Origin of the sequence: Mucilaginibacter oryzae (assembly GCF_003148845.1) — a bacterium.
Classification (GTDB): domain Bacteria; phylum Bacteroidota; class Bacteroidia; order Sphingobacteriales; family Sphingobacteriaceae; genus Mucilaginibacter; species Mucilaginibacter oryzae.
In genome coordinates, this window is sequence record NZ_QGHA01000002.1 from 734,541 (window position 1) to 760,820 (window position 26,280).

General features: G+C 45.2%; 24 protein-coding genes. 18 read left to right on the forward strand and 6 right to left on the reverse strand.

Annotated features, from left to right (window positions below):
- Window positions 1-101: 101 nt before the first annotated feature.
- The 10 genes from folE (at window position 102) to LX99_RS08515 (ending at window position 8,312) form a co-directional block, all read left to right on the forward strand.
- A complete protein-coding gene (folE, locus tag LX99_RS08470) occupies window positions 102-785 on the forward strand; it encodes a GTP cyclohydrolase I FolE (protein WP_109607451.1) in 684 nt (227 codons plus the stop codon).
- Window positions 782-1,498 (forward strand): SDR family NAD(P)-dependent oxidoreductase, encoded by a 717-nt coding sequence (locus tag LX99_RS08475; protein WP_109607452.1) that lies wholly within the window; start codon window positions 782-784, stop codon window positions 1,496-1,498. Before folE ends, LX99_RS08475 begins: the two co-directional genes overlap by 4 nt.
- Before the next feature lie 4 nt (window positions 1,499-1,502).
- Entirely contained in the window at window positions 1,503-2,150 is a 648-nt protein-coding gene (locus LX99_RS08480) for a flavin reductase family protein (RefSeq protein ID WP_109607453.1), read from the forward strand.
- Between the two features lie 3 nt (window positions 2,151-2,153).
- On the forward strand, window positions 2,154-3,401 hold the full coding sequence (locus tag LX99_RS08485) for an NAD(P)/FAD-dependent oxidoreductase (RefSeq protein ID WP_109607454.1): 1,248 nt from the start codon (window positions 2,154-2,156) through the stop codon (window positions 3,399-3,401).
- Window positions 3,401-4,468, forward strand: a complete 1,068-nt coding sequence (locus LX99_RS08490; RefSeq protein WP_109607455.1) for an oxygenase MpaB family protein — start codon at window positions 3,401-3,403, stop codon at window positions 4,466-4,468. Before LX99_RS08485 ends, LX99_RS08490 begins: the two co-directional genes overlap by 1 nt.
- Before the next feature lie 41 nt (window positions 4,469-4,509).
- Window positions 4,510-5,220 carry a MarR family winged helix-turn-helix transcriptional regulator gene (locus LX99_RS08495; protein ID WP_109607456.1) on the forward strand — a complete coding sequence of 237 codons (711 nt, stop codon included), beginning with the start codon at window positions 4,510-4,512 and terminating at the stop codon, window positions 5,218-5,220.
- Window positions 5,221-5,354: 134 nt separating this feature from the next.
- The gene (locus LX99_RS08500; RefSeq protein WP_245927877.1) at window positions 5,355-6,902 is read left to right on the forward strand and encodes a PAS domain-containing sensor histidine kinase; all 1,548 of its coding nucleotides are present in this window, start codon (window positions 5,355-5,357) and stop codon (window positions 6,900-6,902) included.
- On the forward strand, window positions 6,902-7,264 hold the full coding sequence (locus LX99_RS08505) for a response regulator (protein WP_109607457.1): 363 nt from the start codon (window positions 6,902-6,904) through the stop codon (window positions 7,262-7,264). The genes LX99_RS08500 and LX99_RS08505 overlap by 1 nt, the downstream gene beginning before the upstream one ends.
- A 337-nt stretch (window positions 7,265-7,601) precedes the next feature.
- On the forward strand, window positions 7,602-7,757 hold the full coding sequence (locus LX99_RS08510; RefSeq protein ID WP_022833880.1) for a lmo0937 family membrane protein: 156 nt from the start codon (window positions 7,602-7,604) through the stop codon (window positions 7,755-7,757).
- 171 nt (window positions 7,758-7,928) lie between these two features.
- The gene (locus LX99_RS08515) at window positions 7,929-8,312 is read left to right on the forward strand and encodes a TraR/DksA family transcriptional regulator (RefSeq protein WP_109607458.1); all 384 of its coding nucleotides are present in this window, start codon (window positions 7,929-7,931) and stop codon (window positions 8,310-8,312) included.
- A gap of 96 nt (window positions 8,313-8,408) precedes the next feature.
- Here LX99_RS08515 and lysS read toward each other — a convergent pair whose 3' ends face one another.
- Window positions 8,409-10,130: a lysine--tRNA ligase gene (gene lysS, locus LX99_RS08520; RefSeq protein ID WP_109607459.1), complete on the reverse strand. Its 1,722-nt coding sequence runs from the start codon at window positions 10,128-10,130 to the stop codon at window positions 8,409-8,411.
- A 192-nt stretch (window positions 10,131-10,322) separates the two neighbouring features.
- Here lysS and LX99_RS08525 point away from each other — a divergent pair, with 192 nt between their 5' ends.
- From LX99_RS08525 to LX99_RS08535, 3 genes are all read left to right on the forward strand, one after another.
- Entirely contained in the window at window positions 10,323-11,216 is an 894-nt protein-coding gene (locus LX99_RS08525; protein WP_109607460.1) for an SMP-30/gluconolactonase/LRE family protein, read from the forward strand.
- Window positions 11,217-11,268: 52 nt separating this feature from the next.
- On the forward strand, window positions 11,269-11,772 hold the full coding sequence (locus tag LX99_RS08530; RefSeq protein WP_146203080.1) for a glycosyl-4,4'-diaponeurosporenoate acyltransferase CrtO family protein: 504 nt from the start codon (window positions 11,269-11,271) through the stop codon (window positions 11,770-11,772).
- Window positions 11,773-11,970: 198 nt separating this feature from the next.
- Entirely contained in the window at window positions 11,971-14,343 is a 2,373-nt protein-coding gene (locus LX99_RS08535; RefSeq protein WP_109607462.1) for a response regulator, read from the forward strand.
- A gap of 102 nt (window positions 14,344-14,445) precedes the next feature.
- Here the strand turns inward: LX99_RS08535 and LX99_RS08540 are convergent, their stop codons facing one another.
- On the reverse strand, window positions 14,446-15,426 hold the full coding sequence (locus LX99_RS08540) for a GlxA family transcriptional regulator (protein ID WP_109607463.1): 981 nt from the start codon (window positions 15,424-15,426) through the stop codon (window positions 14,446-14,448).
- 157 nt (window positions 15,427-15,583) lie between these two features.
- Between LX99_RS08540 and LX99_RS08545 the strand changes: the two genes are divergently transcribed.
- Both LX99_RS08545 and LX99_RS08550 read left to right on the forward strand, forming a co-directional pair.
- Window positions 15,584-16,006 (forward strand): DoxX family protein, encoded by a 423-nt coding sequence (locus tag LX99_RS08545; RefSeq protein ID WP_109607614.1) that lies wholly within the window; start codon window positions 15,584-15,586, stop codon window positions 16,004-16,006.
- 38 nt (window positions 16,007-16,044) lie between these two features.
- Window positions 16,045-16,674, forward strand: a complete 630-nt coding sequence (locus LX99_RS08550) for a dihydrofolate reductase family protein (protein WP_170122656.1) — start codon at window positions 16,045-16,047, stop codon at window positions 16,672-16,674.
- 271 nt (window positions 16,675-16,945) lie between these two features.
- Here LX99_RS08550 and LX99_RS08555 read toward each other — a convergent pair whose 3' ends face one another.
- Window positions 16,946-18,562 (reverse strand): carboxylesterase/lipase family protein, encoded by a 1,617-nt coding sequence (locus tag LX99_RS08555; RefSeq protein WP_109607465.1) that lies wholly within the window; start codon window positions 18,560-18,562, stop codon window positions 16,946-16,948.
- Window positions 18,563-18,787: 225 nt separating this feature from the next.
- Between LX99_RS08555 and LX99_RS08560 the strand changes: the two genes are divergently transcribed.
- From LX99_RS08560 to LX99_RS08570, 3 genes are all read left to right on the forward strand, one after another.
- Window positions 18,788-19,534, forward strand: coding sequence for a hypothetical protein (locus LX99_RS08560; RefSeq protein ID WP_109607466.1), 747 nt, complete (start codon window positions 18,788-18,790; stop codon window positions 19,532-19,534).
- A 1,179-nt stretch (window positions 19,535-20,713) separates the two neighbouring features.
- Complete coding sequence (locus LX99_RS08565) at window positions 20,714-21,973, forward strand: heparan-alpha-glucosaminide N-acetyltransferase domain-containing protein (RefSeq protein ID WP_109607467.1); 1,260 nt, start codon at window positions 20,714-20,716, stop codon at window positions 21,971-21,973.
- A gap of 24 nt (window positions 21,974-21,997) precedes the next feature.
- Window positions 21,998-23,137: a glycoside hydrolase family 18 protein gene (locus LX99_RS08570; protein WP_109607468.1), complete on the forward strand. Its 1,140-nt coding sequence runs from the start codon at window positions 21,998-22,000 to the stop codon at window positions 23,135-23,137.
- 209 nt (window positions 23,138-23,346) lie between these two features.
- Here the strand turns inward: LX99_RS08570 and LX99_RS08575 are convergent, their stop codons facing one another.
- The 3 genes from LX99_RS08575 to ptsP form a co-directional block, all read right to left on the reverse strand.
- Window positions 23,347-24,105, reverse strand: a complete 759-nt coding sequence (locus LX99_RS08575; protein WP_109607469.1) for a 6-phosphogluconolactonase — start codon at window positions 24,103-24,105, stop codon at window positions 23,347-23,349.
- A gap of 191 nt (window positions 24,106-24,296) precedes the next feature.
- Window positions 24,297-24,563, reverse strand: a complete 267-nt coding sequence (locus LX99_RS08580; RefSeq protein ID WP_109607470.1) for an HPr family phosphocarrier protein — start codon at window positions 24,561-24,563, stop codon at window positions 24,297-24,299.
- Window positions 24,560-26,272: a phosphoenolpyruvate--protein phosphotransferase gene (gene ptsP, locus LX99_RS08585; protein WP_109607471.1), complete on the reverse strand. Its 1,713-nt coding sequence runs from the start codon at window positions 26,270-26,272 to the stop codon at window positions 24,560-24,562. Before ptsP ends, LX99_RS08580 begins: the two co-directional genes overlap by 4 nt.
- Window positions 26,273-26,280 lie beyond the last annotated feature (8 nt).

The following is a 26,280-nucleotide window of genomic DNA, read 5'->3' on the forward strand; positions in this document are numbered from 1 at the left end:
CGATGAATGTTCTTACACAAATGCTATTGTCCCGAAGACATATTTGCTGGTCGGCAATTTACCCGCCGGTCTTATCCGTTAACTTATGCTGATGCAATTTCATGTTAAAAAACGAAGCTGAAAACAACTTAACCCTGGAACAGATAGTTCCTGATCTTGACGATAACCATTACAATTATTCATTGAACACGCCGCTCCGTCCCGACGCTTTTGAAATGGACGATGATACCAAAGTTGAATTGATATCCCGGCACTTTACCGCCATTATGGAAACCCTGGGAATGGACCTGACCGACGACAGCCTGAAAGATACGCCCCGGCGCGTTGCCAAAATGTATGTGAAGGAAATATTCAGCGGCCTTAACCCCGCCAATAAACCCAGGCCCACCTTATTTAAAAATCCATTCAACTATAACCAGATGCTGGTTGAGCGCAATATAGCTGTGTTTAGCAATTGCGAGCACCATTTTGTGCCTATTGTAGGCAAAGCCCATGTTGGTTACATCAGCAACGGGCAGGTAATCGGCTTATCCAAACTGAACAGGATTGTACAATATTGTTGTCAAAGGCCGCAGGTGCAGGAACGGCTGACCATCCAGATTGCAAGCATGTTGAAAGAAGCTTTGGGAACCGAGGATGTAGCCGTTATTGTTGACGCGCACCACCATTGCGTTTCCAGCCGGGGGATCAGGGATGCAGGCAGTACAACGCTCACGGCCGAATACAGCGGCCGATTTTTAAACGCGGAAACCAAAACCGAATTTTTGAAATACATCGGATCATGAATTTTAACGAAAAAAACATTGTCGTAGTTGGCGGCAGTTCCGGCATCGGCTTAGCCTTGGTTAAATTGCTACATGCGCAAAATGCCAATGTTTATGTGGTGTCGAGATCAGCCTCGCAGGAGTGGCCGGAGGCGGTTCATTACCTCAAAGCAGATGTAACAGGTAACCTGGATGCGCTGGAGGCGTTTTTGCCGGAAGTGCTGCATGGCCTGGTTTACTCGGTGGGCAGCATCAACCTGAAACCCTTTACAAGGTTAACTGCCGAAGATTTTTTAAACGACTTTAAACTTAACGCCTTGGGGGCAGCCGCCGTGATCAGGCATGCGGTTGTGCCGCTCAAAAAAGCCGGGGGCGCATCCATTGTATTAATTAGTTCAGTTGCCGCCGCAACAGGTATGCCTTACCACGCCAGCATTGCCGCGGCCAAGGGCGCTGTAGAGGGTATGGCGCTTTCATTGGCTGCCGAATTTGCCTCGCAACAGATCAGGGTAAATGTAGCCGCGCCCGCTTTAACCGATACGCCGCTGGCGCAGAACCTGCTGAATACCCCCGAAAAACGGGAAGCTTCGGCAAAGCGCCACCCCATGGGCAAGATAGGGCGGCCCCAGGATATCAGCCAGCTGATCGCTTTTTTATTGTCTGACGAAAGCAACTGGATGACAGGTCAGATTATTGGGGTTGACGGTGGTTTAGGAAATTTAAAAACAAGCTGATAGCATGAAGATCACGAGTGAAGAAATCGGTCGGTTAGAAAAATATTACCGGATCAGTTTGATCAATAGCCTGATAGGTTACCGATCGCTTAACCTGCTGGGTACGGCAGGGGTTAGCGGTATTACCAATTTGTGTATCATCAGTTCGACGTTTCACCTGGGGGCAAACCCGCCGCTTATCGGGTTGGTGATCCGGCCCGAACGTGAACATAACGATACTTTACGTAACATCAGGGCTACCGGGCAGTATACGCTTAACAATGTACTGCCCGAATGGTATATGCAGGCGCATCAAACCAGTGCCAGCTATGCTTCCGGGGTATCCGAATTTGATGCCTGTGGTTTTCACAAATTGTATCTTCCGGATTTTAAGGCACCGTTTGTGCGTGAATCAAATATCCGCATCGGCCTTGAACTTCGGGAGGTGGTCGACATGGAAATTAATGGCACAACGATCGTGGTTGGCGAAATCCTACATATTTTAATGGAAAATGATTTGATTGCTGAAGATGGCACCGTATTACACAGCGCTGCCAAAACCCTGACGGTAGCCGGACTGGATACCTATTATCTGCCACAGCCGCTGGGGCAACTGGCTTACGCCAAGCCTGGCGTTGAACCGCACGTAAAAGAAGCCCCTGCAAAAGCTTAGCGTATGAAAAAAAATGCAGAAGTAATTATAGTTGGTGCCGGGCTTGCGGGCTTGACAGCAGCCAAGGTTTTAAAAGCCGCCGGAAAATCTGTGCTGGTTCTGGAGGCATCCGATGCGGTAGGAGGCAGGGTACGGACAGACGAGGTAGACGGTTTCCTGCTCGACCGGGGGTTCCAGGTTTTTTTAACGGCATACCCCGAAGCCCAAAAACACCTGGACTATAAAGCGCTTGATCTTTGCAAATTTGACCCCGGCGCACTGATCCTGAGCCGGGATGGAATTACCGAGCTGGGCGATCCGATCAGGCGGCCGGGCTCGCTGGTTAGCACCCTGTTTTCCGGCGCAGCTACATTCGCTGATAAAATGCGGATGCTCCGTTTAAAGCTGATGTTATCCGGAAAACGTATAGACGAAATCTTTTCAGAACAGGAAATCTCCACCACCGAATATCTGAAAAACAAAGGCTTCAGCGCCACCATCATGAATAACTTTTTCCGCCCGTTCATGACCGGTATTTTTCTCGAAAATCATTTAAGTACTTCAAGCCGGATGTTTGAATTTGTTTTCAAAATGTTCAGCGAGGGCGATGCGTGCATCCCTGCAAAAGGTATGGGGATGATCCCTAAACAACTTGCCAGCTGCCTTGAACCGCATGAAATACTGTTTCATCAAAACGTTTCCGCAATAGCGGGTGGCACGGTTTCAACCACAGAAGGGGTTAACTACGAAGCCGACGTTGTACTTGTAGCTACAGACCCGTTAAGTTCACCTTTAGGTGATAAAAATTCAACGATCAGCTATCACCCGGTTAGCAATATGTATTTCGTTGCCGGGCAAAGGCCATTTAAACAGCCGTTAATCGCCCTGAATACATTGCCGCGAAAACTGGTTAATAACATAGCGGTAATGGACAGGATAGCTCCGGGCTATGCTCCTGATGGTAAAAGCTTAATCTCCTTATCGCTTATCGGCGACCACTCCGGTGCCGATAAGGCTGAACTGCAGGCGAATGTGATCAGCGAACTGAAATTCTGGTACCCGGACGCGGTGAATTGGAAGCACCTGAAAACATACCATATCAAGTATGCACTCCCGAACGACGACCATGTTGTGAATCAGCCTGACAGTAAAGCGCTGCAACTGAATGAGCAATGTTTTGTTTGTGGCGATTACCTGATGAATGGCTCGATTAATGCAGCTATGAAAAGCGGAAGACTGGCTGCGGAAGCAATTATAAACACCATGAGCTAATGAACGGTTCGGAATTATATACTGAAGAGTTTTTAGACAGGAAAAGGCTATCGGGCGATACCCGGGCTGATGCCTTTATACAAGCCGTATTTGCCGATCCCGCAAAGAAACAACAGCTATATCAATGGATGGCCGGTCGGCCCGGCGCAGGTGGCCTGTCGGAGCTGAAAGCGCTGTTCCCGGGTGTTAATTTAATTGACCATGCCTGTCAGCTGCCGCCATGGGCCAAACCACGATTGATGAAGGCTGGTGCCCGTTTTTATGCCCGCCATTCGGAGATTATCATGAGCTTGCTGGGCTTGCTTTCGCTCCCTTACTGTTATACGGCTGCTAACGGCGCTATGGTGCTTTATTTATCGGAGCTGATCCGTAAACAAACCACCAAAAGGCTTTATGATACTGCTGTTTTTGTGTGGGAAGTTATGGGTCCTGATGCCTTCGGCCCGGAGGGCAATGCCTTTGAGGAGATCCTGAAAGTAAGGTTGATGCATGCAGCGGCACGATACTATACCCTGAATAGTGGTAAATGGGATATGGGCTGGGGCTTACCTGTTAACCAGGAAGACATGGCGGGCACTAATCTTTCCTTTTCGCTCATCGTGATCCGCGGTTTGCGGATGCTGGGTTACACGGTTAGCGAGGATGATCAGACCGCCTTTATGCACATCTGGGCGGTGGTGGGTTACCTCACCGGTTTGGATGAGGACCTGATTCCGGATAACTCCAAAATGGCCCAACAGTTGGACACGGTTATTAAATCGCGGCAATTTGCAGTTTCCGCGCATGGCCGGGAATTGACAAGCGCTTTAACCACTCACATTTTATCGGTTAACAAAAGCAAAGCTACTGCTAATGATATCCTTGGTTTAATGTGTTACCTCCTTGGCCCGGAAATTGCCGGTATGCTGGGAATTGAAGCGCCTGCTCTGCCTGCCTACAAACTAACGATGATTAAAACACTGAACTTTTTAAAGGGCCTTAAACCGCAGCCGGACACCAGGCAAAGTTACAGAAAAGCCTACTCCGCGTTTAAATTACAGAACCCTGAACAAGTGAAAAGAAAATAAAATAAACTTAGCGATACCTTTGAACCTAATTTTATGAAAATATGAAATCTTACCAACTTATTCACCAATTGATCAGCCTTGTTGAAGAACTGGAAGCAGAAAATTCAGGGCATGAAATTTCGATACAGGATTTTGCGGGTTTTTTAATGAATAAGGTTGGGAACATTAACGGGGATGTATCTATTAACGAGGTGCGTTTTGGCGATGGCGACAGCACGGCCTTGAATATAGCCTATCAGTTGGATAATAACATAGGGCGGCTGTTTGTATTTATGAGCCGTTATGCAAAATCATACATCAAAAAAGCGCTGGAAGGTACACCTTTGCAAACTGCCGAAGATTTTACGGCGCTGGCCATCTTACTTACACATCCACATTTATCCAAGAGTAAACTGATCAGCTATAACCTGCAGGAAAAAACATCCGGCACCGAAGTGATCAGGCGGTTGGTTGCTAACGGTTTGGTGAGGCAATGGGACGATGCCATAGATAAAAGAAGTAAACACATCGCCATTACCGATGAGGGAAAAGCATTGTTATACCGCATATTTGAACATACCAGCTATGTAGGTAAAATCATTACAGGCAAATTAACTGTAGCGGAGAAATTCACCTTGCAATACCTGCTGCAAAAGTTAGAAAACTTTCACCTTGAACATTACGAAAAGAAAACGATAAGCAGCAAAGAAGACCTTAAAGCTTTGGCTGAGGAAATTACCCGGGAGGAGGGGAGACCACGAAATTCAAAGTGATTTTTATCCGCCTTGATACGACTTTTATTAATTTTTTACAAAACCTATGAGGAGAATTATTGTATTGTATCAGGATGAAAATTGAGTGGCAAGGATTTTGTATTACCGGCGATCAATTATATAAATTTTTTTAAGTGGACAGTTTACACAACGGCAAGTTTAATATTTCTCATGAAACGGCGAAAGAGGACTTCAGCCTGCTTTTACAGGCGCTGGATGCGTCCATTTCGGGTATCATCATAACGGATAATCGTCTTCCCGACAATCCCATCATTTACTGCAATAAGGCTTTCGAGAATATTTCAGGATATAGCAGAGATGAGATTATAGGACATAACTGTCGGTTTTTGCAGAAGGAAGACCGCGATCAGAAAGAGCGTGAAACGCTGCGTACCGCCATCCGTGATGGTAAAAGTTGTATCGTTGATATTCGCAACTACCGCAAGGATGGCACCTTGTTTTACAACGAGTTGTACATGTCGCCCATCAAGGGCGCTAACGGTCAGGTTGATTATTTTATAGGCGTTCAAAACGATGTAACACTCCGCAAAAAGGCGGAGCTCGATCTCCGTTACCAGCAGGAGCTGATGGAACGCAGGGTTGATGAACGTACAAAAAGCCTGAAAGAAAGCGAAGATTATCTCGCCAGTATTGTGCAAACCCTCAGGGAAAGCCTGATCGTTTTAGACCAGGAGTTTAAAGTTTTAAGCGTAAACGAGCATTTTTTAAAAACGTTTAAAGTAACCGCAGAGGAAACCGAAGGTAAATTACTTTATGACCTCGGTAACGGCCAATGGAATATCGTGGCACTTAAAGAATTGCTGGAGAATATCCTGCCTACTAATAACCCCGTAGAGGAATTTGAAGTGGAGCATGATTTTCCATATATCGGCAAGAAACTCATGGTGCTTAACGCCCACCGTATTGAATTGGATGGCCAATACAGAGACCGGATCCTGATCGCCATTGAGGATATTACCGACCGCCGCGAGATTGAAAGGCGTAAGGACGACTTTTTATCAATAGCCAGCCACGAACTTAAAACACCGCTAACTACCATAAAGGGCCTGGTGCAGTTGATGCAGCGCATGGTGCCTAATGAAGCGAGCGAAAAGTTCAGAGCTGTTTTGAATAAAACAGCCGTTTATGTTGACCGGTTAAATAACCTGATAGCCGAACTTTTGGATGTATCCCGTATCCAGACAGGTAATATCGAATTACATAAAGAAGTTTTTGACTTTGATAAGGCGGTGCAGGAGGCAGTAGATACCATACAGGCTGCTACCAAATATCACGAGATCAGGATAACCGGGAGCACCGGCGAAATGGTGTCTGCCGATGAATCGCACATCTTGCAGGTGATCAACAATCTTTTATCCAACGCTATCAAATATGCGCCCGACCATAAGGATATAGACGTGTATCTTTCGCGGGTAAGTAACTTTGTTAAATTATCTGTCAAAGACCAGGGAATGGGGATCAGGGTGGAAGACCATAAAAAAATCTTCGACCGTTTTTATCGTGTAGGTGATATACAGCAACGTTTCCCAGGTATGGGCATCGGGCTGTACATCTGCGATCAGATTATCAAAAACCATGGTGGTACCATTTGGGTAGAAAGCGAACCCGGACACGGATCTACCTTCAATTTTACACTCCCCTTAAGTAAACAGCCTGCCTGATGGATACAAAAAGAATTATGATATGTGATGACGACGAAGGCATCCTGGATATGCTGGAGATTGTTTTAGAGGGTAGCGGTTATACCATCATTCCGGTGCAAAACAGCCTGCATATTTACGACGTGATAGAACGGGAGCATCCCGATCTTTTACTACTGGATTTATGGATGCCGGTATTATCCGGCGACCAGGTTTTACGAAGCCTGCGTAAAAACCCGCAGACAAACCAGCTTCCGGTTATAGTGATTTCTGCCAGCAGGGATGGTCAGCAGATTGCGGCAGATGCAGGCGCCACCGATTTTATGGCCAAACCTTTCGACCTTGATTTCCTGTTGAAGAAGATTGAACAGTATGTAAACTAAATTTTTGCATCCTTAGGGTACGCTAAATACGCCTGCTTAAACAGGTAACTTACCTAACCATGCTTATGCGCCAGGCTGTCAGATTTTGTGGTGGGACTTTTCTGTTTAACCAGGTATTTTCAACTACCATGCGTTAGGTGTCGTTCTCTTTTTCTGCAACTTTACTTAGCTTTCATGTTAATCGTTTTTAATTCGTTATATATCTTCTTAGCATCACGATGCAGATGGGTGTGTTTATATCGATGTAATTAATTTTTTCTGAAAAAAAATTAATTATTAATGTAAAACAATTTGGGGTACTAAAGACTTGTTGGTATAACATTTAACTATATCAAACATGAACTCTATTCTTTACATCATCGCCGTTATCCTGGTAATAGGCTGGGCTATCGGTACATTTGCTTACGCAGCAGGCGGTTTAATTCACATCTTACTGGTAATTGCCATAATTGCCGTGCTACTGGGTGTTATCCGGGGCAGATCGGTAGTTTAAGCGAATACGATTAATGTATCTGGAATTTAATCTACAATTAATCAAGCTCCGAAAGGAGCTTTTTAATTTTATTTCGGTGCTGATTTACATACTATAAACGGTATTTTTTAATCAGAACTATTCCCTTTTAAATTTATACAACTATTTATACAGATTATTGTTAACCTCATCATGCAACAGGAAAATACAAAAACGAGATACAACGACACGGAATTAAACGAATTTAGAATACTGATTAAAGACAAGATCAGCATGGCACGTGAAGAACTCCAGGAACTGGTTGGTATGCTTAGCGCATCCAACTCAAACGGCGATGATGCCGCGATAGCAGGCAAAACGCTCGAAGATGGCTCAGCTACCTTTGAGAAAGAGCAAACCAATCAGTTGGCAGCACGCCAAAAAAAGTTCATAGAACAGCTTGAAGCCGCATTGATGCGCATTGAAACCAAAACTTACGGTATCTGCCGCTCTACCGGCAAGCTGATCCCTAAAGAGCGGTTGCGTGCTGTGCCACATACCACGCAAAGCATGGAAGCAAAGCTTAAACAGGCATAAGCGAGGCATTGGCGAAAGCAGAAAAGGCGCGGCATATTTAGATGCCGCGCCTTTTTTGTATAAATCAACTTGTTTTTTGAGGCTTAACGCGCTTTATTAATTAAACCAGGCCATTACCTCATCTTTAGTAGGCATGGAAATATCCAGTTTTAATTTTTTACGCATTCCCCCCAAATCGTTAAACACTTTGTTAGGGTTGGCAGCTTTTAATTCCTCAACTGTGTTAAAGCCCATTTTGTTTAACACCTGCACCCATTCTACAGGTACACCAATTTTAACAAAATCTTCGGCACTTGCCACTTTTACTTTTTTCTCCGGGCGCATCTGCGGGAAGAACAATACCTCCTGGATGGTGCTTTGGTTGGTCATCAGCATGACTAAACGATCGATTCCAATACCCAAACCCGATGTTGGCGGCATACCATATTCAAGGGCGCGTAAAAAGTCATCATCCATAGCCATCGCCTCATCATCACCGCGGCCCGCCAGGATCAGTTGCTCTTCCAAGCGTTCACGCTGATCGATCGGGTCGTTCAGTTCGGAGTAGGCATTGGCAATTTCCTTGCCGTTAACAAACAGTTCGAAGCGCTCTACCAGTCCGTCTTTAGTGCGGTGCTTTTTGGCAAGCGGTGTCATTTCTATAGGATAGTCTGTAATATAGGTAGGCTGAATGAGGTGGTGCTCAACTTTCGCGCTGAAGATCTCATCAATCAGTTTGCCTTTGCCCATGCTTGGGTTTACTTCTATTTTCAGTTCGGCGCAAACCCGGCGTAAGCCGGCCTCGTCCATAGCAGATACATCGATGCCTGTATATTTCAGGATCGAATCATACATCGATAGTTTTTCGTAAGGCCCCGCGAAGTTGATTTCGTTATTGCCAACCTGTACAACCGGAATACCGTGAACGGCACGGGCTACAGTCTCCAAACAATCTTCAACCATGGCCATCATCCAGATGTAGTCTTTGTAAGCTACATAAATTTCCATGGCGGTAAACTCCGGGTTATGGGTGCGGTCCATACCCTCGTTCCGGAACATTTTACCAAACTCGTAAACGCCGTCAAAACCCGCTACGATCAGCCTTTTCAGGTACAACTCGTTGGCTATACGCAAAAACAGGGGCATATCCAGCGTATTGTGGTGTGTAGCGAACGGGCGGGCCGCGGCGCCACCATGTACAGCCTGCAGAATAGGGGTTTCAACTTCCATCCAACCCTGCGCGTTAAAGTAATTGCGCATGGCGCTGATCACTTTTGAACGGTTGATGAAAATCTGTTTATAGCCGGGGTTAACCGTTAAATCAACATAGCGCTGGCGGTAACGTAATTCAGGGTCGGTAAAACCATCGTGGATGGTACCATCTTCTTCACGTTTAACAACCGGAAGCGGTTTCAATGATTTTGATAGTACAATCAGCTCGCGAACGTGAACCGAGATCTCGCCGGTTTGGGTGGTGAAAACATAACCTTTAACACCCACATAATCGCCAATATCAAGTAGCTTTTTAAATACGGTATTATATAAGGTTTTGTCTTCGACGGGGCAAATATCATCGCGTTTCAGGTAAATCTGTACGCGGCCGGTTGAATCCTGTAACTCGGCAAACGAAGCGCTGCCCATAATACGGCGGGTCATGATCCGGCCGGCAATTACAACATCCTGGTAGGCCTCGGGTTTATCCTTAAAATTATCGGCAATGTCCTGAGCCCAGGCGTTAACATTAAAAGCTTCGGCGGGATAGGGGTTAATGCCCAACGCGCGTAATTCCTGCAACGATTTGCGACGAATAATTTCCTGTTCGGATAATGCAATACTCATGTGATGTACGGTATTTTAATAAAGGGGCAAAAATAGGTTTTTTTAATTGTTCTTTTTAATGAGATTTTGAATACTGTTGATTTCAACAGGCAATACCCAAACATCGCTTGTATCAAATATTTTACCCCCGTAAAATAACCACGCCGAAAAATAAGTTACTTTAGCTAAAGTAAAACGTAACCTGCACCGGCCATGAAAAAACTCTCTGCACTTATATTATTATTCTCCGCGTTCAGCGGCGGTTTATCCGCGCAAACCGAAACAAAACTGTATGAACCGGGAACCAAAGCGCAACTCGTGGCTAAACAATTCTCGTTTACGGAAGGCCCGGCGGTGGATAAGAAAGGCAATGTATATTTTACCGATCAACCCAATAACAAGATCTGGAAATATGATACCGATGGCAAACTTTCGGTATTTATGGATAGCGCAGGCAGATCAAACGGGATGTACTTTGATAAAAAAGGCAACCTGATTACCTGCGCCGACGCGGATAACCAGCTATGGTCCATCAGCCCTAAGGGAAAGGTGACCGTTTTATTAAAGGATTACGAAGGCCATAAATTTAACGGCCCTAATGATGTTTGGGTGCGCCCGGACGGCGGAATCTACATCACCGACCCTTATTACCAACGCGATTACTGGACACGTAAGCAACCCGACCTGGACGGGCAGAAATTGTACTACCTGGCCAAAGGAAAGGCACCGGCAGTAATAGTTAACGACCAGTTTGTGAAGCCTAACGGTATTATCGGCACTCCCGACGGCAAATATCTGTACGTGGCTGACATTGGCGACAATAAAACCTATCGCTTTGATATTAATAAAGACGGTTCGCTCACCAACCGTAAGCTTTTTATAGCCATGGGCTGCGACGGCATGACTATTGACCGTTTGGGCAACATCTATATGTGCGGCCAGGGCGTAACCATTGTTAACCCCCAGGGTGAAAAAATAGGGCACATTGATATCGACGAACCATGGACTGCCAATATCTGTTTCGGCGGCAAGGATATGGATACCTTGTTTATCACAGCATCCAAAGCGGTTTACACCTTTAAAATGAATGTCAAGGGCGTTAATTAAACCGTTAGTTACAAAGCAAAAAATTAGGTTGTCCGATCACCTTCATTATGACATGAACCAGTTTATCAGTTTTTTCTGGACAATACTTTGCTTCGCCGGTGTATTGCTGTACTGGACTGCCGCGGGATTATCAACCGGTTTTTATGTTTTTATCATGATCAGCTTTGTCCCGGTGTTTTTACCGCGACAGGTGTTTGACCGGTTTCAGCTAAGCCGAAGTACCCGGTTTTACGAACGTTTGGGCGTGAAATTTATCCGCAGGTTTGTGCAGCATGGCGATATCGCTAATCGCTTTTCGCGCAAAAACAAACCCGGTTACCGGGTTACCGGTCCCAAAAACGCCGCCCGCGCTTACCTTAAAACCATTGCCATGTATGAGCGCTTCCATCTCCTGTGCCTGCTGTTTTTTGTTTTTACCGCTACAGGGGCATTGTTGGAAAATAAATTTATGATAGCGCTAATTATCATGATCAGTAACATCATCTATAATTTGTGCCCCATTTTGCTGCAGCAGTATAACCGGATCAGGATCCTGAAATTAACTGAAACTATTTAGTTTGCTGTCAATATTAACCAATTGTTTATATCAGCCACTTACTCTAAGCAAATAATTAAAAATATTCACAGTGGTTGTTATATTCACACCCTATTAGAAAGAATGTTATAAAAACGCTATGACTTTTGGTGAAGTACTTACGTATAAGTGCAATGCTAAACCCATGAGGCAGTGTTGTTTAGCGTTCTTGTAAAAGCGATGAAAATCAGGTGGTTTGTTTATTTGTTATTTTTTAACCTCTCGGGTTTAGTTATTAAACCTGCGGGAGCCACCAATTATGTAGCCGCTGTACATGGCGTGCTCGATCTGCGTAATCATCCTGTAACCAGTAAAATTGAACTTCGCGGCTACTGGCAGTTTTACTGGAACCGGCTTGTTAGCCCCAATGATACCGCCGGGATTAAAAACAGGCTTTTGGTTGAATTCCCTTTTAAATGGAACGGCTTTAACCGGAAGGGGCAGGAGTTGCCGCCTTACGGCTATGCCACTTACCTCTTAACCATTTTATTACCCCGCGGAAGCAAGGATCTCAGCATAGCCATGCCCGACGTATACTGCGCATATCGTTTGTATGTTAATGATAAAGAATGCGCATCCAACGGACAGGTAAGCACTTCCCGAACGGGTTTTGTACCTCACTGGGAATATAAAGCTGTCGATTTGCCTGCCAATATCGATACCATCAGGCTAACGCTCCAGGTAGCCAATTTTGTACACAGCAAAGGGGGCGTCAGTAAACCGATATTTATCGGCCCCCGCGAGGTAATTGCCTTGGCCCGGTATCGTGCAGCGGCCATTGACCTGTTATTGACCGGCTGTTTGATTATGGGAGGGCTGTTTTTCCTGGGTTTGTACCTTTTAGGCAGCCGGGATAAGGCCATCCTACTATTCGCCTTGTTCTCGCTGGTTTACAGCTACCGCATCATCGGCACCGATAATTATGTGCTTCATTCGCTGTTGCCCAACATCAGCTGGTACGTAACCGCGAGGATAGAATACGCCAGCCTGTTTTTAGGGATAGGCTTGTTTGGTTTATACACCCTTTATTTGTATCCGCTTGATATAAATAAGCGTATAGTTGCCGTTGTTAACAGCATTTGCGCCTTATTCGCGCTGGCCTCGCTGGTGTTACCCCCGCGCTTTTTTACGCAATTGGTTAACCCATTTTTAGTGGTAATGCTGTTTTGCCTGGTGTATATTCCCTATGTTTATTCGCAGGCCTGGCGTAACCAGCGCCCGGGTTCGGTTTACGCTTTGTGGAGCGCCCTTGCGCTGATGTCGGTATTCGGTATCTCGCTGTTCCATTACTGGGGGCTGATCCCCCCGCTGCAAATAGTGAGTTTTTTAGCTTACCTCACTTTTTTCTTTTTGCAATCGCTGGTGTTGGCGCACCGGGTATCGTTTGTGCTGAAAAAGGCGAAGGCCGATGCCGAACAAGGCCTTAAAGCCAAAAGCGAGTTTTTAAGTACCATGAGCCACGAGATTCGCACGCCGCTAAACTCGGTGATCGGGATGAGCCACCTGCTGCTAAAAAACAATCCCAGGCCCGACCAGGTAGAGCAGCTTGATGTGATGCTTTTTTCGGCTAATAACCTGCTCTCTATTGTGAATGATGTGCTTGATTATAACAAGATAGAGGCCGGCAAAATCACCCTCGAATATATTGAAATGGACCTTGCAGCCATTGCCCGCAACGTGGTGGGCGGCCTGCAAACCAACGCTCACGACAAGGGGATCGGCCTGAGGCTCGACCTTGATAAAAATCTGCGGCATAAAGTAATGGGCGACCCTACCCGTATTTCGCAGGTAGTTACTAACCTGGTACACAATGCCATTAAGTTTACGCCGAGCGGCGGGGTGGTGTTAGGGATAGAAGTAAAAGAGGAAACGGAAACATCCGTTACACTAATGGTGTTTGTAAAAGATACGGGTATCGGTATTCCGGATGCGAAACAAAAGCTTATCTTCGAACGCTTTACGCAGGCCGACTCATCCATTTCGCGCAGCTTTGGCGGTACGGGCTTAGGCCTTGCCATCAGCAAAAAAATCCTCGAATTGCAGGACAGCTCGCTGCAGCTTATTAGCCAGGAAGGTGTCGGATCGATATTTTATTTCATCAAAACATTTGTAAAAGTAGCCGGTGAGCCGCAGCCCGCCGAGCTTAAAGCGAATACCGAAGATGCCGATAAACTGCTTAACGGGATCCACATACTGCTGGTTGATGATAACGCCATGAACGTGCTGGTTGCCCAAACCTACTTAAAGCGCTGGGGGGCCATTACCCAGGTAGCAGTAAACGGCCAGGAAGCTTTAGATTTGCTGGATACCTCTAAGCACCGGCTGGTACTGATGGATTTACAGATGCCGGTGATGGATGGCTACGAAGCCACCAAACGGATCAGGGCAAATGGCATAGACATCCCTGTTATAGCGCTTACCGCCAATTTACCCAAAGATGTAGAGGAAGATGCCATTAAAGTTGGTTTTGATGATATTGTGATGAAACCCTTTTTACCCGATGAATTGCGGGGCAAGGTTCTGTATCATGTTTTTAAGCGCAGGCAAGGTTGAATATCGTTCCGTACAGAATTTTTCAGTTGTCTGAATTAACCTGAAAGCACTAAACCCTGACCTGTAATGAGACAACCCTGCAAATCATCATCCGGAAGCCGCCTAAGCTACCGCCGCTTCCTTATTATACTTATTACGGTAATCAATAGGGGATAAGCCTGTGATTTTTTTAAACACCGTTCTGAAGGCTTTGGCATCGGTATAACCAACTTCCCACATTACCTCGTTAATGTTTTTAGGCGAGGTTTCCAGCTGCTTTTTGGCGGCCTCAATCTTCACGCGCTGGATATACTCAACCGGGGTGTTGTTGGTAGCTTTCTTAAACCTTCGCTCAAAGTGCCTCCTGCCGATGGCGTATCTTGAGGAAAGCTCTTCAACCGATATCTTTTCGGTTACATTGTTCTCGATGTATTCCTGTGCCTGTTTTATCGGGTTATCTTCATGCTTCTTTTGCCCCGTAAACATGGCGAAAGGCGACTGGCTTTTCCGGTCAATTTCCAGTGCATAAATTTTAGCGGCCATAATGGCTATTTCGCGGCCAGCATATTTCTCTATTAAAAGCAATAGCAGGCTCCAGTAAGAAGTGGCTCCTCCGCTGGAGTAAAGCCCCTGTTGCTCGGTAACAATACGTCCGTCAACCAGTGTAACCTCCGGAAACATGGCCCTGAACTTTTCGGCAGTGAGCCAATGGCTTGAACATTCCTTGCCGTTCAGCAACCCGGTTGATGCCAGGATGAACGAACCGATACATAAACTGGCCACCTCGGCGCCGTTTTTATATTGATTGATGATCGAGGGCACAAATTCCCGGTTTATTTTAACGGCGTTTTCCAGGTCGCCGCTGATGGCCGGGATAATGATGATATCGGTACGGTGCAGATCGCTCAGTAACAAATCCGAGTGTACCGAGAACATGCCATTATGTACTTTGGTGTCCCAGGCCAGGCCAATCATCTGCACCTCAAACACAGGTTCCCTGCCTATCGACTGTAAAAAATCGTTAGCGCCGGTAAAAATGGTGCGGGCGTCAACAATGCTTGCCAAAACAGCTTCATTAGGGATCAGGATGCTTACGTGTTTCATATATAGATTTTGTAAATTGGTTTTGATAAAGATAGAAAACACAAAAGTCGCAATCAACCCATTATTTGTCCTTTTTGCACACCATGTTTGCAGCATGGCGATTATACTTTAGCATCATTAATCAATCTACATCAAATCACGCTAACACCATATGATCATGAAACCAAAAACCATCAAAATTCTATATTACATCTTCACTGTGCTTTTCGCCCTCGCTATGCTTGCCGATGCTTATGGCGGTATAACTATGCAGCAAGCGGGCACAGATTCATTGGCCAGGTTGGGCTACCCGATGTACCTGCTGGTAATTATGGGATCGGCCAAGATATTGGGTGTTGCCGCAATCCTGCAAACAAGGTATGTAGCTATTAAAGAATGGGCTTACGCCGGGTTTACCATCAGCTTTGTGGGCGCGGTTTTATCATGGGCCGCGGTTGCGCCGGATATCGCAAACCTGGTACCTCCTGTAGTAATGCTGGCAATCATGTTGTTCACCTATTATCTGTGGAAAAAATACGAACAGGTAAAAGATCTGGAAATAACCAATAACACGCTTGCCGGTAATACCGAAGCGGCTTAATCAGAATGCCGGGCACAGGGCCGGTTTATCATACCTCCATGCGCAAGCTCATTGTGTCTGTAAATATCACCCTTGATGGTTTTGTGGCTGATATAAATGGTGGCCTCGACTGGCACCTGCAAAGCTGGAGCAGTGAGCAGGCCGATGCCGTTACCGAAATCCTAAGCCATGCAGATACCTTGTTGCTTGGGCGTAAAACATACCAGGCCATGGCGGCTTACTGGCCAGGGCAGGCAAAAAATATAAACTTTCCGCGCCGGGATATCGCCTATGCCGAAATGATGAACAGTTGCCGGAAAGTGGTTTTTTCGTCGGGAACGCAGCTTGTGGCCTGGAATAATTCAGTTTTGTTGCAGGGGGATTTAAAGCAGGAAGTGGTTAATCTAAAAAATCAGCTGGGCAGCGATATTCTTACGTACGGAAGCATTAGCTTGGTAAAAAGCCTTATTGCCTTTAACCTTGTTGATGAATACCAGATCTGGGTACATCCGGTTGCTTTAGGTAAAGGTTTGCCAATTTTTAATAATTTGAAACATAGTTTGGCACTCACTCCGGTATTAAGCAAGGTATTTTCATCTGGTGTAATTTTGATGATTTTCAGCGGCGCACAGGTACATCCTAAAAGCAAAACCTTTAAAACCTTGCGCCCGTTTGTAACGGGTGCTTAACGTGGTTTCGCGTTTGTAACGCGTTTTAGCATATAGGCTCACGTTACAAACGTGAACCCACATTAAGCACTCATCATAGATGAGCGCAAGAGTAAAGTTTTTTTGAATTACCTAAAACCTTGCGCTCGTTTGTAACGAGCGCTTAACGTGGTTTCGCGTTTGTAACGCGTTTTAGCATATAGGCTCACGTTACAAACGTGAACCCACGTTAAGCACTCATCATAGATGAGCGCAAGAGTAGAGCAAGTTTTTTTGTTGGCGCACGGCCTTTTTATGGTTTCGGCGTAGCCGATGCCACTATTTTCAGCAATTCATCATCCGGGTGGTTTTTAATCACACACTGATTATCCAAAATCATGGTTGCCCCGTTTTCGGCGGTGTAAGCGGGCCATTTTGGTAGCAGCGGGGTATTAGGATTACCGGTTTTAGCAAAACTGATCCATGCGCTGCTGATCTTATCGGCCAATGCATAAGCTTCCTTACCTCCGCCTGTCATTTCCTGGCAGCGGGCAATGTTGTTAAACTGAAACGCGATATCCATACAGTGCATGGCTTTATACATACCGCCATTTACCGGCGATTGCCAGGTAAACAGGTACATGTAAACCGGCGCGGCGCCGCTTACCGCTTTATCATTTGCCTGTTTTACAGCCATCGGCCTGAAGCTAAAATCAATATCAGTATATCCTGCCGGGGTTGAAATGGTAGGGTAAGCGCTTTTTACGGCAGCCATAAAAGCCTCTGTTTTATCGCCGTATTTTTTTTGCATGGCGGCTTTCAGCTCATCCATCGTCTGGTTTTTTGAACCCGGAAAAAATGGCGTGAACTCGTTTTTGGTAGTGCCCACCAATAAGGGCACATCTTTCGCAATGGTTTTAGCCGCAGGGTCAGATGGCTGATAGGGGAGGAAATCGCCATCTAAAGCGGGCCCCCAACCATTCATACTTTTACCTTCTTTACGTAGTTCGGCAGATACCTTAGTCATGGCTTTTTTGCCGGCCTCATTCAATATGTCATAAGGGATCTTTTGCAGTGAATCTACCTGCGATGCCTGCAAATGCAACTCGGCCAGTAAGGCAGCGGCAACTTTTTGTGTAACAGGCTTTTCGTTAAAGCTGGTGATGTAGCTGCCGCTTTCTACAATGGCATTTTTAAACAAACCTTTAACCGATGGCGCGTTCATTAAGCAGGTAACTTTACCGCCCCCGCCCGATTGGCCGAAGATGGTTACATTATCCGGATCGCCGCCAAACTGGGCAATGTTGTCATGCACCCATTGTAAAGCGAGCTTCAAATCCAATAATCCCGCATTGGCCGAGCTTTTATATTTATCACCATAGGCTGATAGGTCAAGGAAACCAAGAACATTTAGGCGGTGGTTAACGGATACCAGCACTACATCACCTTTTTTGGCCAGTGCTTCACCATCATAAGATGGTAACTCGATAGATGAGCCTGCTGTAAAGCCGCCACCGTGCAGCCATACCATTACCGGGCGTTTTTTGCCATCGTTTAGTTTTTGTGTCCATACGTTTAGCGATTGGCAGTGTTCGTTCTGGTAACCCAGGTCGTGCTGAAAGGCGAATTCAAACTCGTCGTTTACGGTAAGGGTCGGGTCGGTAGGGCAAACAGGGCCGTAGGTTTTTGAACTGCGTACTTCCGTCCAGGCGTCAGGCTTTTGCGGCGCCATAAAGCGGTCGGCTTTGGCGTAGGGGATGCCTTTAAAGGTAAAAATACCGTTGTGAATGTAGCCCTTTACCTTGCCGCTTAAGGTATTGGTTACTGCAATGTCATTCCCGGCTATAACCGGGTTATTGGATTGGGCATGAGCCGCCAATGATAAAGCACATGTGAATAAAAGCAACAAAAATGTACTGTTTCTTTTCATGATATATTGGTTAATTGGTTACAAAGCAGGTTATCCCTGTGGCGGGGATAACAGGGATAAAGCCAAATCCGTTTACCGGATTTATTGTGTGAATATAACACAATGAGCTTTGTAAAACCAATTTATAACATATTTTTTACGCGGAAAATTCAGACGGATAAATTATACCTGCGTGTATTAATACTGCTATATAATTGATTAATTTTAGCTAATTAAAAACATTATATGCGCCTATACTTTATCATCTTCCTTTTTTTATGTGTGTGTTCATGCAGCCATCAGCCGGAAAACCGGGCTCATCCCCAGCCGCAATTAAATACAGGAAAGGTAAAAGAGCCAACGGCCCAAAAGCCTGCCCCATTATTTGGCTATCGTTTTGTTATTTCCGGAGATTTTGATGGGGATGGTAAGCAGGAAAAATTAACAGAGCATTTTTGTGATAGTACCGGTAAAGAAGTAAATAAATTTTATACCGGCGATTATGATTATAATTTAAAAATGCTTGGCAGCAGAAAGTGTTATTCATTTTTGAAATGCGATAGCATTTTGATGGATGCGCCGCCTATTGAACCTTTACCGAATTTCGGACTGTATTTCCTGAAAAATGAAGGCGATTTGAATGGAGATGGCAAGGATGAGATATCTCTTGTAACGAATAAAGCCGATTGGTCGAACCTTAATGAATATACCATCATGACCTACAGGCATGGTAAATGGAATACTTTATATTGGTTCCCGATCTGGGAGTGGCAATTGCCTGATTTACCCCTGAATGCATATAATTTTAAATGTTTTGGTGTACAGGAAGACGTTGTCGATACGGGGGATCTACGGCTGTTAAAAGAAATTGGTAAATTTAAGGGCCTTGTCAAAAAGATCGATAATAAAAAACTACAAATCGTATACCGCAGTCCTGAAATATCATCCGATACTATTATTGTCAAGTTGAAGGATAAACACCCTCGGCTTTAACCGGAATTTGATCCGGCATGTCTATCAAAATTGGTAGTTAATTTACCACTCCAAAAACATCGTTAAAGTACTTTGGTAATATTTAGAGTTTGGCACAGGGGTATGCAATTTATTTAGGGTGTATTTTGGGCAACGTGTCATGTTTATGGCAGTCTTTGTCAGCTACTAGTTAGTTAGAATTCTGCCAAAATATCTATTTGTCATATAGGTGACAAAATGGCGTAATTTATTTTATAAATTCATAAGCCGGATTTTTTATTTAAAACTTATGATATTTTGTTACAAACAGATGTCCACCTCTCACTTTTAGATGGCTGTTTTGTTTAGCATCATCGTAAGCAGCGAAAAATATTTCTTCAAAAATAAATTGCCGTGTATTCGCTGTTTTATGCTGAAGTTATTTTGAAAAAAACGGCTTTTCAATTTTTTAGAGCTCAAAATCGACGTGTTTTTCTTATTCTTTATTCAAAGAATAAGTTTTAATAGCTCAAAATCTTGTTTTTATCTTTCATTTCAACAAAAAGTCAATTTTAAAAACACTCATTTTTTTAGCTAATCAATTGATTTATAGGCCTGATTTTTTACTGGCACAGCTTTAGTGCAAGGGCTGCCGGGATAGGTACAATTGTTCTTGCATCCCGGCCGCAAGGCATGCCTGCAGGAACGGTTGTGTTATTCCGGTAAAATAATTCAATAATCAAAATATAAAAAATTAAAGTCATGTTAACCGTATTAGAAGTTGCCCTTTTCTTAGCTGTAATTATCGTTCCCTTAACTCCTGCCAGAAAAACTGCCAAGTAATTTAAGGTTGAAAAAAATCAGGAATGGGCGGCCTCCGGCTTGCCCATTTTTTTTGCAACCGATTTTTCTCTTCACCGGCTTTTACCTCCGGTTGATATCCGCCAGCCTGATTAATTATTCAGGCTATAATATGCTACCGTAGTGGTAATGTAGTGTCTTTACAATCCTATTACTTATCGATATCGGGTACATTTGTCGGTGTGTAATAATAATATCTCCATCTAAAACCTTTGATGCTTCTGAACTACGTACAATGGACTTAGCTAAGGCATTACCGGTAATTTTTAAAGATCGTTAACCTTTGCCGGACAACGATACTTTGTATATTACCGGTCGCCAATACAATTCTTGTCATAACAAAACAACAAGCTGATTATAATGCAACAATTACCCAAGCGCCTTTTATCTATTGATGTTCTGCGGGCAATCACTATGCTCCTGATGATATTTGTTAACGATGCCAGCGGTGTAAGGCACATCCCCGAATGGATTGACCATGCCAAAGGCTTTGAAGACAGGATGGGCTTTGCCGATACTATTTTCCCGGCTTTTCTATTTATTGTTGGCTTGTCGTTGCCTTTCGCTATCAATAACCGCATCAAAAAAGGCGATACAGCCAAACAAGTGTTGTTCTATATCCTTGTGCGTAGCGCGGCGCTCCTTATTATGGGGTTTTTCCATGTAAACCTGGAGGAATTTAATCAAGAGGCGGCAATGATTTCGAGGGCAATTTGGGCTTTGGTAATCACTACCGCGTTCTTCCTGATCTGGCTGGATTATCCCGAAACTATGGCTAAGGGTAAAAGGTATACTTTGCAGATTTTGGGAATAACCATGCTTGTAGCTATGGCCGTTGTTTATAAAGGCGGCGAAGATGGCGATGTGCATGGCATGGAACCTTCGTGGTGGGGCATCCTGGGGCTGATCGGCTGGTCGTACCTGGTGTGCGCGCTCATTTATTTCGGAGTTAAGGGGAAGCTTAATTCACTTATTGTAGCCTGGATAGTGCTGGCAGCCATCAATATCATCGCCCATAGTGTATTCAAAATAAAAATAACGCGCGATGAATCGATAGTGAACGTTGCGGGTGATGATGTGACAGGCACTTTCATAGGCAATGCCATTATATTTCTGAAACCACTCTGGATTATCCACGATGCATCAACCATGACCTTAACTATGGGTGGTGTAGTGATCTCCGGCATTTATGCAAAGCTGGTTAATCAGAGTAAAACACAACGGATCTGGGCTACGCTGGCTATCATCGGCATATTATTTTTGGCTGCAGGCTTTGCCATCAGGCCTTATACCGAGGGGATCTCTAAAATTCGCTCAACACCCGCCTGGGTGCTGATTTGCTCTGGCATTACCACTTTGGCGTTCCTGATATTGATTTATGTAGTTGATTTTAAAGGCAAGGCAAATGCCTTTAAGTGGATCAAACCTGCCGGCACCAGCACCTTAACCTGTTACCTGATTCCTTATTTCCAGGTGTTTATCCTCGAATTGCTGAATGTACGGTACCCCAGCTTTTTCAATAATGGTTTCCCCGGCCTGTTACGGTCATTGGCCACGGCTTTTTTAATCGTCCTGCTGGTAGGGCTGATGGAAAAGAAACGATTACGCCTAAAAATTTAAACCAATTCTACCTGAATCAATATAATGACAACAACTTTTCAATTTAACAGGGCATTGCGCCCCGCGGCGCTGATCATGTGCCTGTTTGCTTGCTTCTTTAAAGCGGATGCACAAAAAATAAAGCAAAAAAAACATGTAATTATAGGCTACGTTGGCGGCTACCGGGGGCTTATCGACACCACCATGGTCGATCCGGCAAAGCTCACACATATTAATTATGCCTTTGTTGATGTACAGCATAACCGCGCCTGGTTAACGCACCGCCGCACCGACACAACTAATTTCCGGTACCTGGTTAGCCTGAAAAAAAGAAACCCGGCGCTCAAAATCCTGATCTCTATTGGCGGCTGGACATGGAGCAAAAATTTTTCGGATATGGCGCTTACCGATACCGGCAGAAAAGCCTTTGCCGCAAGCGCGGCAGATATTGTTCGCCGGTTTAAAATGGACGGGGTGGATATTGACTGGGAGTACCCTAACGCCTACGGTGCCGGCAACATCTACCGTCCCGAAGATAAAGTGAACTATACCCTGATGTTTGGTGAGCTGCGTGCCGAACTGGATAAACTGGAAAAAGAAACCGGCAAAAAGCATTTACTTACAGCTGCCGTAGGGGCCTTTAAACGCTTTACGCAAAATACCGAAATGGATAAAGTAAGCAAACTGTTGGATTACATCAACCTCATGACCTACGATTACGGCGCGGATGTGGCTGTTCACCACACCGGCTTGTACGCTTCAAAGTATCTTAAAACTGAAAACAACGCAGATGCGGGTACGCAGGCCTTTATTGATGCCGGTGTTCCGAACGAAAAACTGGTGATGGGCTTGGCCTTTTATGGCCGCTCGGCCAGGGTATCTGACAGTACCCAAACGGGCCTTGGCTCAAAAGTTTTAGAAAGGATGCGCGGCGGTGGCTATACCTTGATCAGGGATAGTATTTTAAGTGATAAAGCCTTTAAATATTACCGCGACAAAAGCGCGCAGGCACCATATCTATACAATCCAACTACCCGCCAATTTATATCATTTGATGATGAATGGTCGGTTAAAAAGAAATGCAAATACGTTAAAAAACATAAAATGGCAGGCGTGATGTTCTGGGAATATTCCGACGATAAAAAAGAATATTTACTGGATGCTGCAAATGCTCATTTGAACTAACAGCAAGCAAAATCTGATACAAGAATAAAGTCGCCAGGTATAGGGGCGACTTTATTCTTGCGCTCATTTGTAATGAGCGCTTAACATGGGTTTGCGTTTGTAACGCAATTAGCGATTAGGTTACCAACTGTACCCCAGCTTTATTCTTGCGCTCATTTGTAATGAGCGCTTAACATGAGTTTGCGTTTGTAACGCAATTAGCCATAAAATCACCAACTATACCCGCGCTCCCGGGCATAATCTGCAACCAAAGCCCCCGCATCCGAGTCCAGCAAAATCTCACAATTGGGATGCAATTGCACTACCGAGGCCGGGATCTCTGTGCCTACGGGACCAAGTATGGCCTGTTTCACAATCTCGGCCTTGTGGCTGCCTTTAGCAATCAGGATCAGCTTGCGGGTATGCATGATGTTTTTAATTCCACGGGTTAAGCCGCCCAGCTCAATCTCGGGCGGAACCTGGGTTTCGCGGCGAACGCGGGCCTCAAAATCCGGGTCCATAGGCGATACCCAGGTTTCACTTTCTAAAGGCGTACCGGGTTGGTTAATGCCGATGTGGCCGTTGCTGCCTATGCCCAGCATCTGCAGATCGGCACCACCGCGTTCGGCAAGGCGTTTTTCAAACAGGATGGCCTCGGCTACAAAATCATCCGAAAGGGTAGGCGGCATAATAAAATTCTCTTCAGGTATCCCCAGCGGACCGGCAATCTGGTTCAATATCATCGTATAGCAGCTACCAGCATATTCCCGCTCCAGGTTGGTAAGTTCATCGACATTAAACAGCGTGATGTTCGATACATCGAATGGATATCTGGTATGTATTTCAGATACAATTCGGTGCATGCCAATGGTGGTTTGCCCGGTTGAGAGGCCAATTACCGAATTTCTTTTCTCCAGCATCTGCGCTATAATGCGCCATGCCGCGGTTACATCAAACTCCTGTTCGCTTTTGGTTATGGTTACTTTCATTTATGGTATTAATGTTTAAGATAAAAAGGTACTCAAAGTTTCCTCCGCTGTTCGAATGTTATATGCCGGTAGTTTGCAACTACCGGCATATAATCGTATTTACCTGAACGGCACTGTAGTCGAAGCTACTTTCATAGTCTTCCGAAGTTACAGACTTCGGACAGCGGTTATGGTTACTTTATTGATGCTGTTTATAGCTCTTTAAGCTGTTTGGTGAAAAAATCATCAATAATCACGGCGGCGCTTACTTCATCCTCGCCATCAATAATTACCGAAACGGTTTCGCCGCCTTTAATACTGAGTGAGAGGATATTGAGCAGGCTGTTAAGTTTAACGGTTTTATCGCCTTTTTTTAAACTGGTGGTGGCTTTAAAGCCTTTGGCCAGTTTAACCAATTGGGTTGCAGGCCGGGCATGCATGCCTTGTACAGATGTAATTACATAATGTTTGGTGATCATTGAGTTATCTCTTTTAAATAAGCAATAATTTTGTCCGAGCTATCCATAGCCATAACTTGTCGGCATACCTGTTTGGCGCGGACTTCGGTATTATTGATCATGATGTTTTTTATTGTTGGGATGGACGCCGCGCTCATGGAAAATTCTGCCAGCCCCATTCCTAACAGCAGCAAGGTAGCCAATGGGTCGGAAGCCATTTCTCCGCACATACCTACGTGGATATTGTGCTCCCGGCCCTGTTCAATTACGTTCAGGATGAGTCGCAATACGCCCGGATTGAAAGGATCGTACAGGTGGGTGATCTTCTCGTTCATCCTGTCTACAGCCAAAGTATACTGGCAAAGATCATTGGTGCCGATGCTGAAAAAATCAACCTCTTTAGCCAAAATATCCGCCGTGACGGCAGCCGATGGAATCTCGATCATCATACCAACTTTTACATCATCGCTAAAAGCAATTCCGGCTTCAATAAGCGCGGTTTTAGCTTTATTGAGGACAAGTTTAGCATCGCGGATCTCTTTTACGTTCGAGATCATCGGGAACATGATACTTACCGGTCCGAACGCCGAAGCGCGTAATATGGCTTTCAGTTGTACCATAAATAAGCCTTCCTGGTCCAACGAGATCCGGATAGCTCGGTAGCCAAGAAATGGATTAAGTTCGGGCAGTAAGTTAAAGTAGGAGAGGTGTTTATCTCCGCCGATATCGATAGTGCGAATAATAATAGGTTTGCCTTTGGCCTGCAGTACAGCCTTTTTATAAAACCCGAACTGTTCTTCCTCGTCAGGGAAAGTATCCCTATCCATAAACAACATTTCGGTACGGAACAGGCCCACGCCTTCGCCGCCGTTATCATGCACCATATCTAAATCTTCGGCGCTGGATATATTGGCAAATAAGGTCACCCGTTTGCCATCGGCGGTGATAGCCGGTTTGTCTTTTACTTCTTTCAGCACTTCGGCTTGCTGCCTGAAGGATGCCGATTTGGCCGAATAACGGCTGATGATCTCCTCGCCGGGGTTTACATAAACCAATCCGCTCAGGCCATCGAGGATAATAAAATCGTTATGGTTGATGGTCATTAGCTCATCGCCGCAGGCTACAACTGCAGGCAGCCCTTTTGATTTGGCTATGATGGCCGCGTGCGAAGTACGGCTGCCTGCCTGTGTTGCAAAACCGGTAACAAGGTTAAGGTCTAATGTAATGGTATCAGAAGGGGTAAGGTCATCAGCAATAACAATGGTATCCGGCTGGAACGAGCGGGCATTGATATCGCCGGTACGGTTAATATATTTAAGGATGCGGTTGCCGATATCCTGGAAATCGGACGAGCGGGCCCGCATGTATTCATCATCCATACTTTCAAAAAGCGCTACGATGCCCGCCGTAATTTCTATTAAAGCATCGTTGGCAGTCTTTTTTTCGGTTTCAATTTTGGCCACCACATCCTCGCGGATCTGCGGATCGTTGATCAGTTCCACCTGTGTTTCCAGTATCGCGATATCATCATCAGTCAGCATCAGTTGCGAGCTGTTTTTGATGGCATCGATCTCGCCCAAAGCATTTACCACCGAGCTATCAAAGCGATCGATCTCGGCCGCTATCTCTGCCTGGCTTTTTAACACAATACCGTTGGTGGCAGGCGCATTCTTTTTGATTACAAACGCCCTGCCTATGGCTATGCCCGGTGAAACTCCAACTCCCTTCATTTAATTCT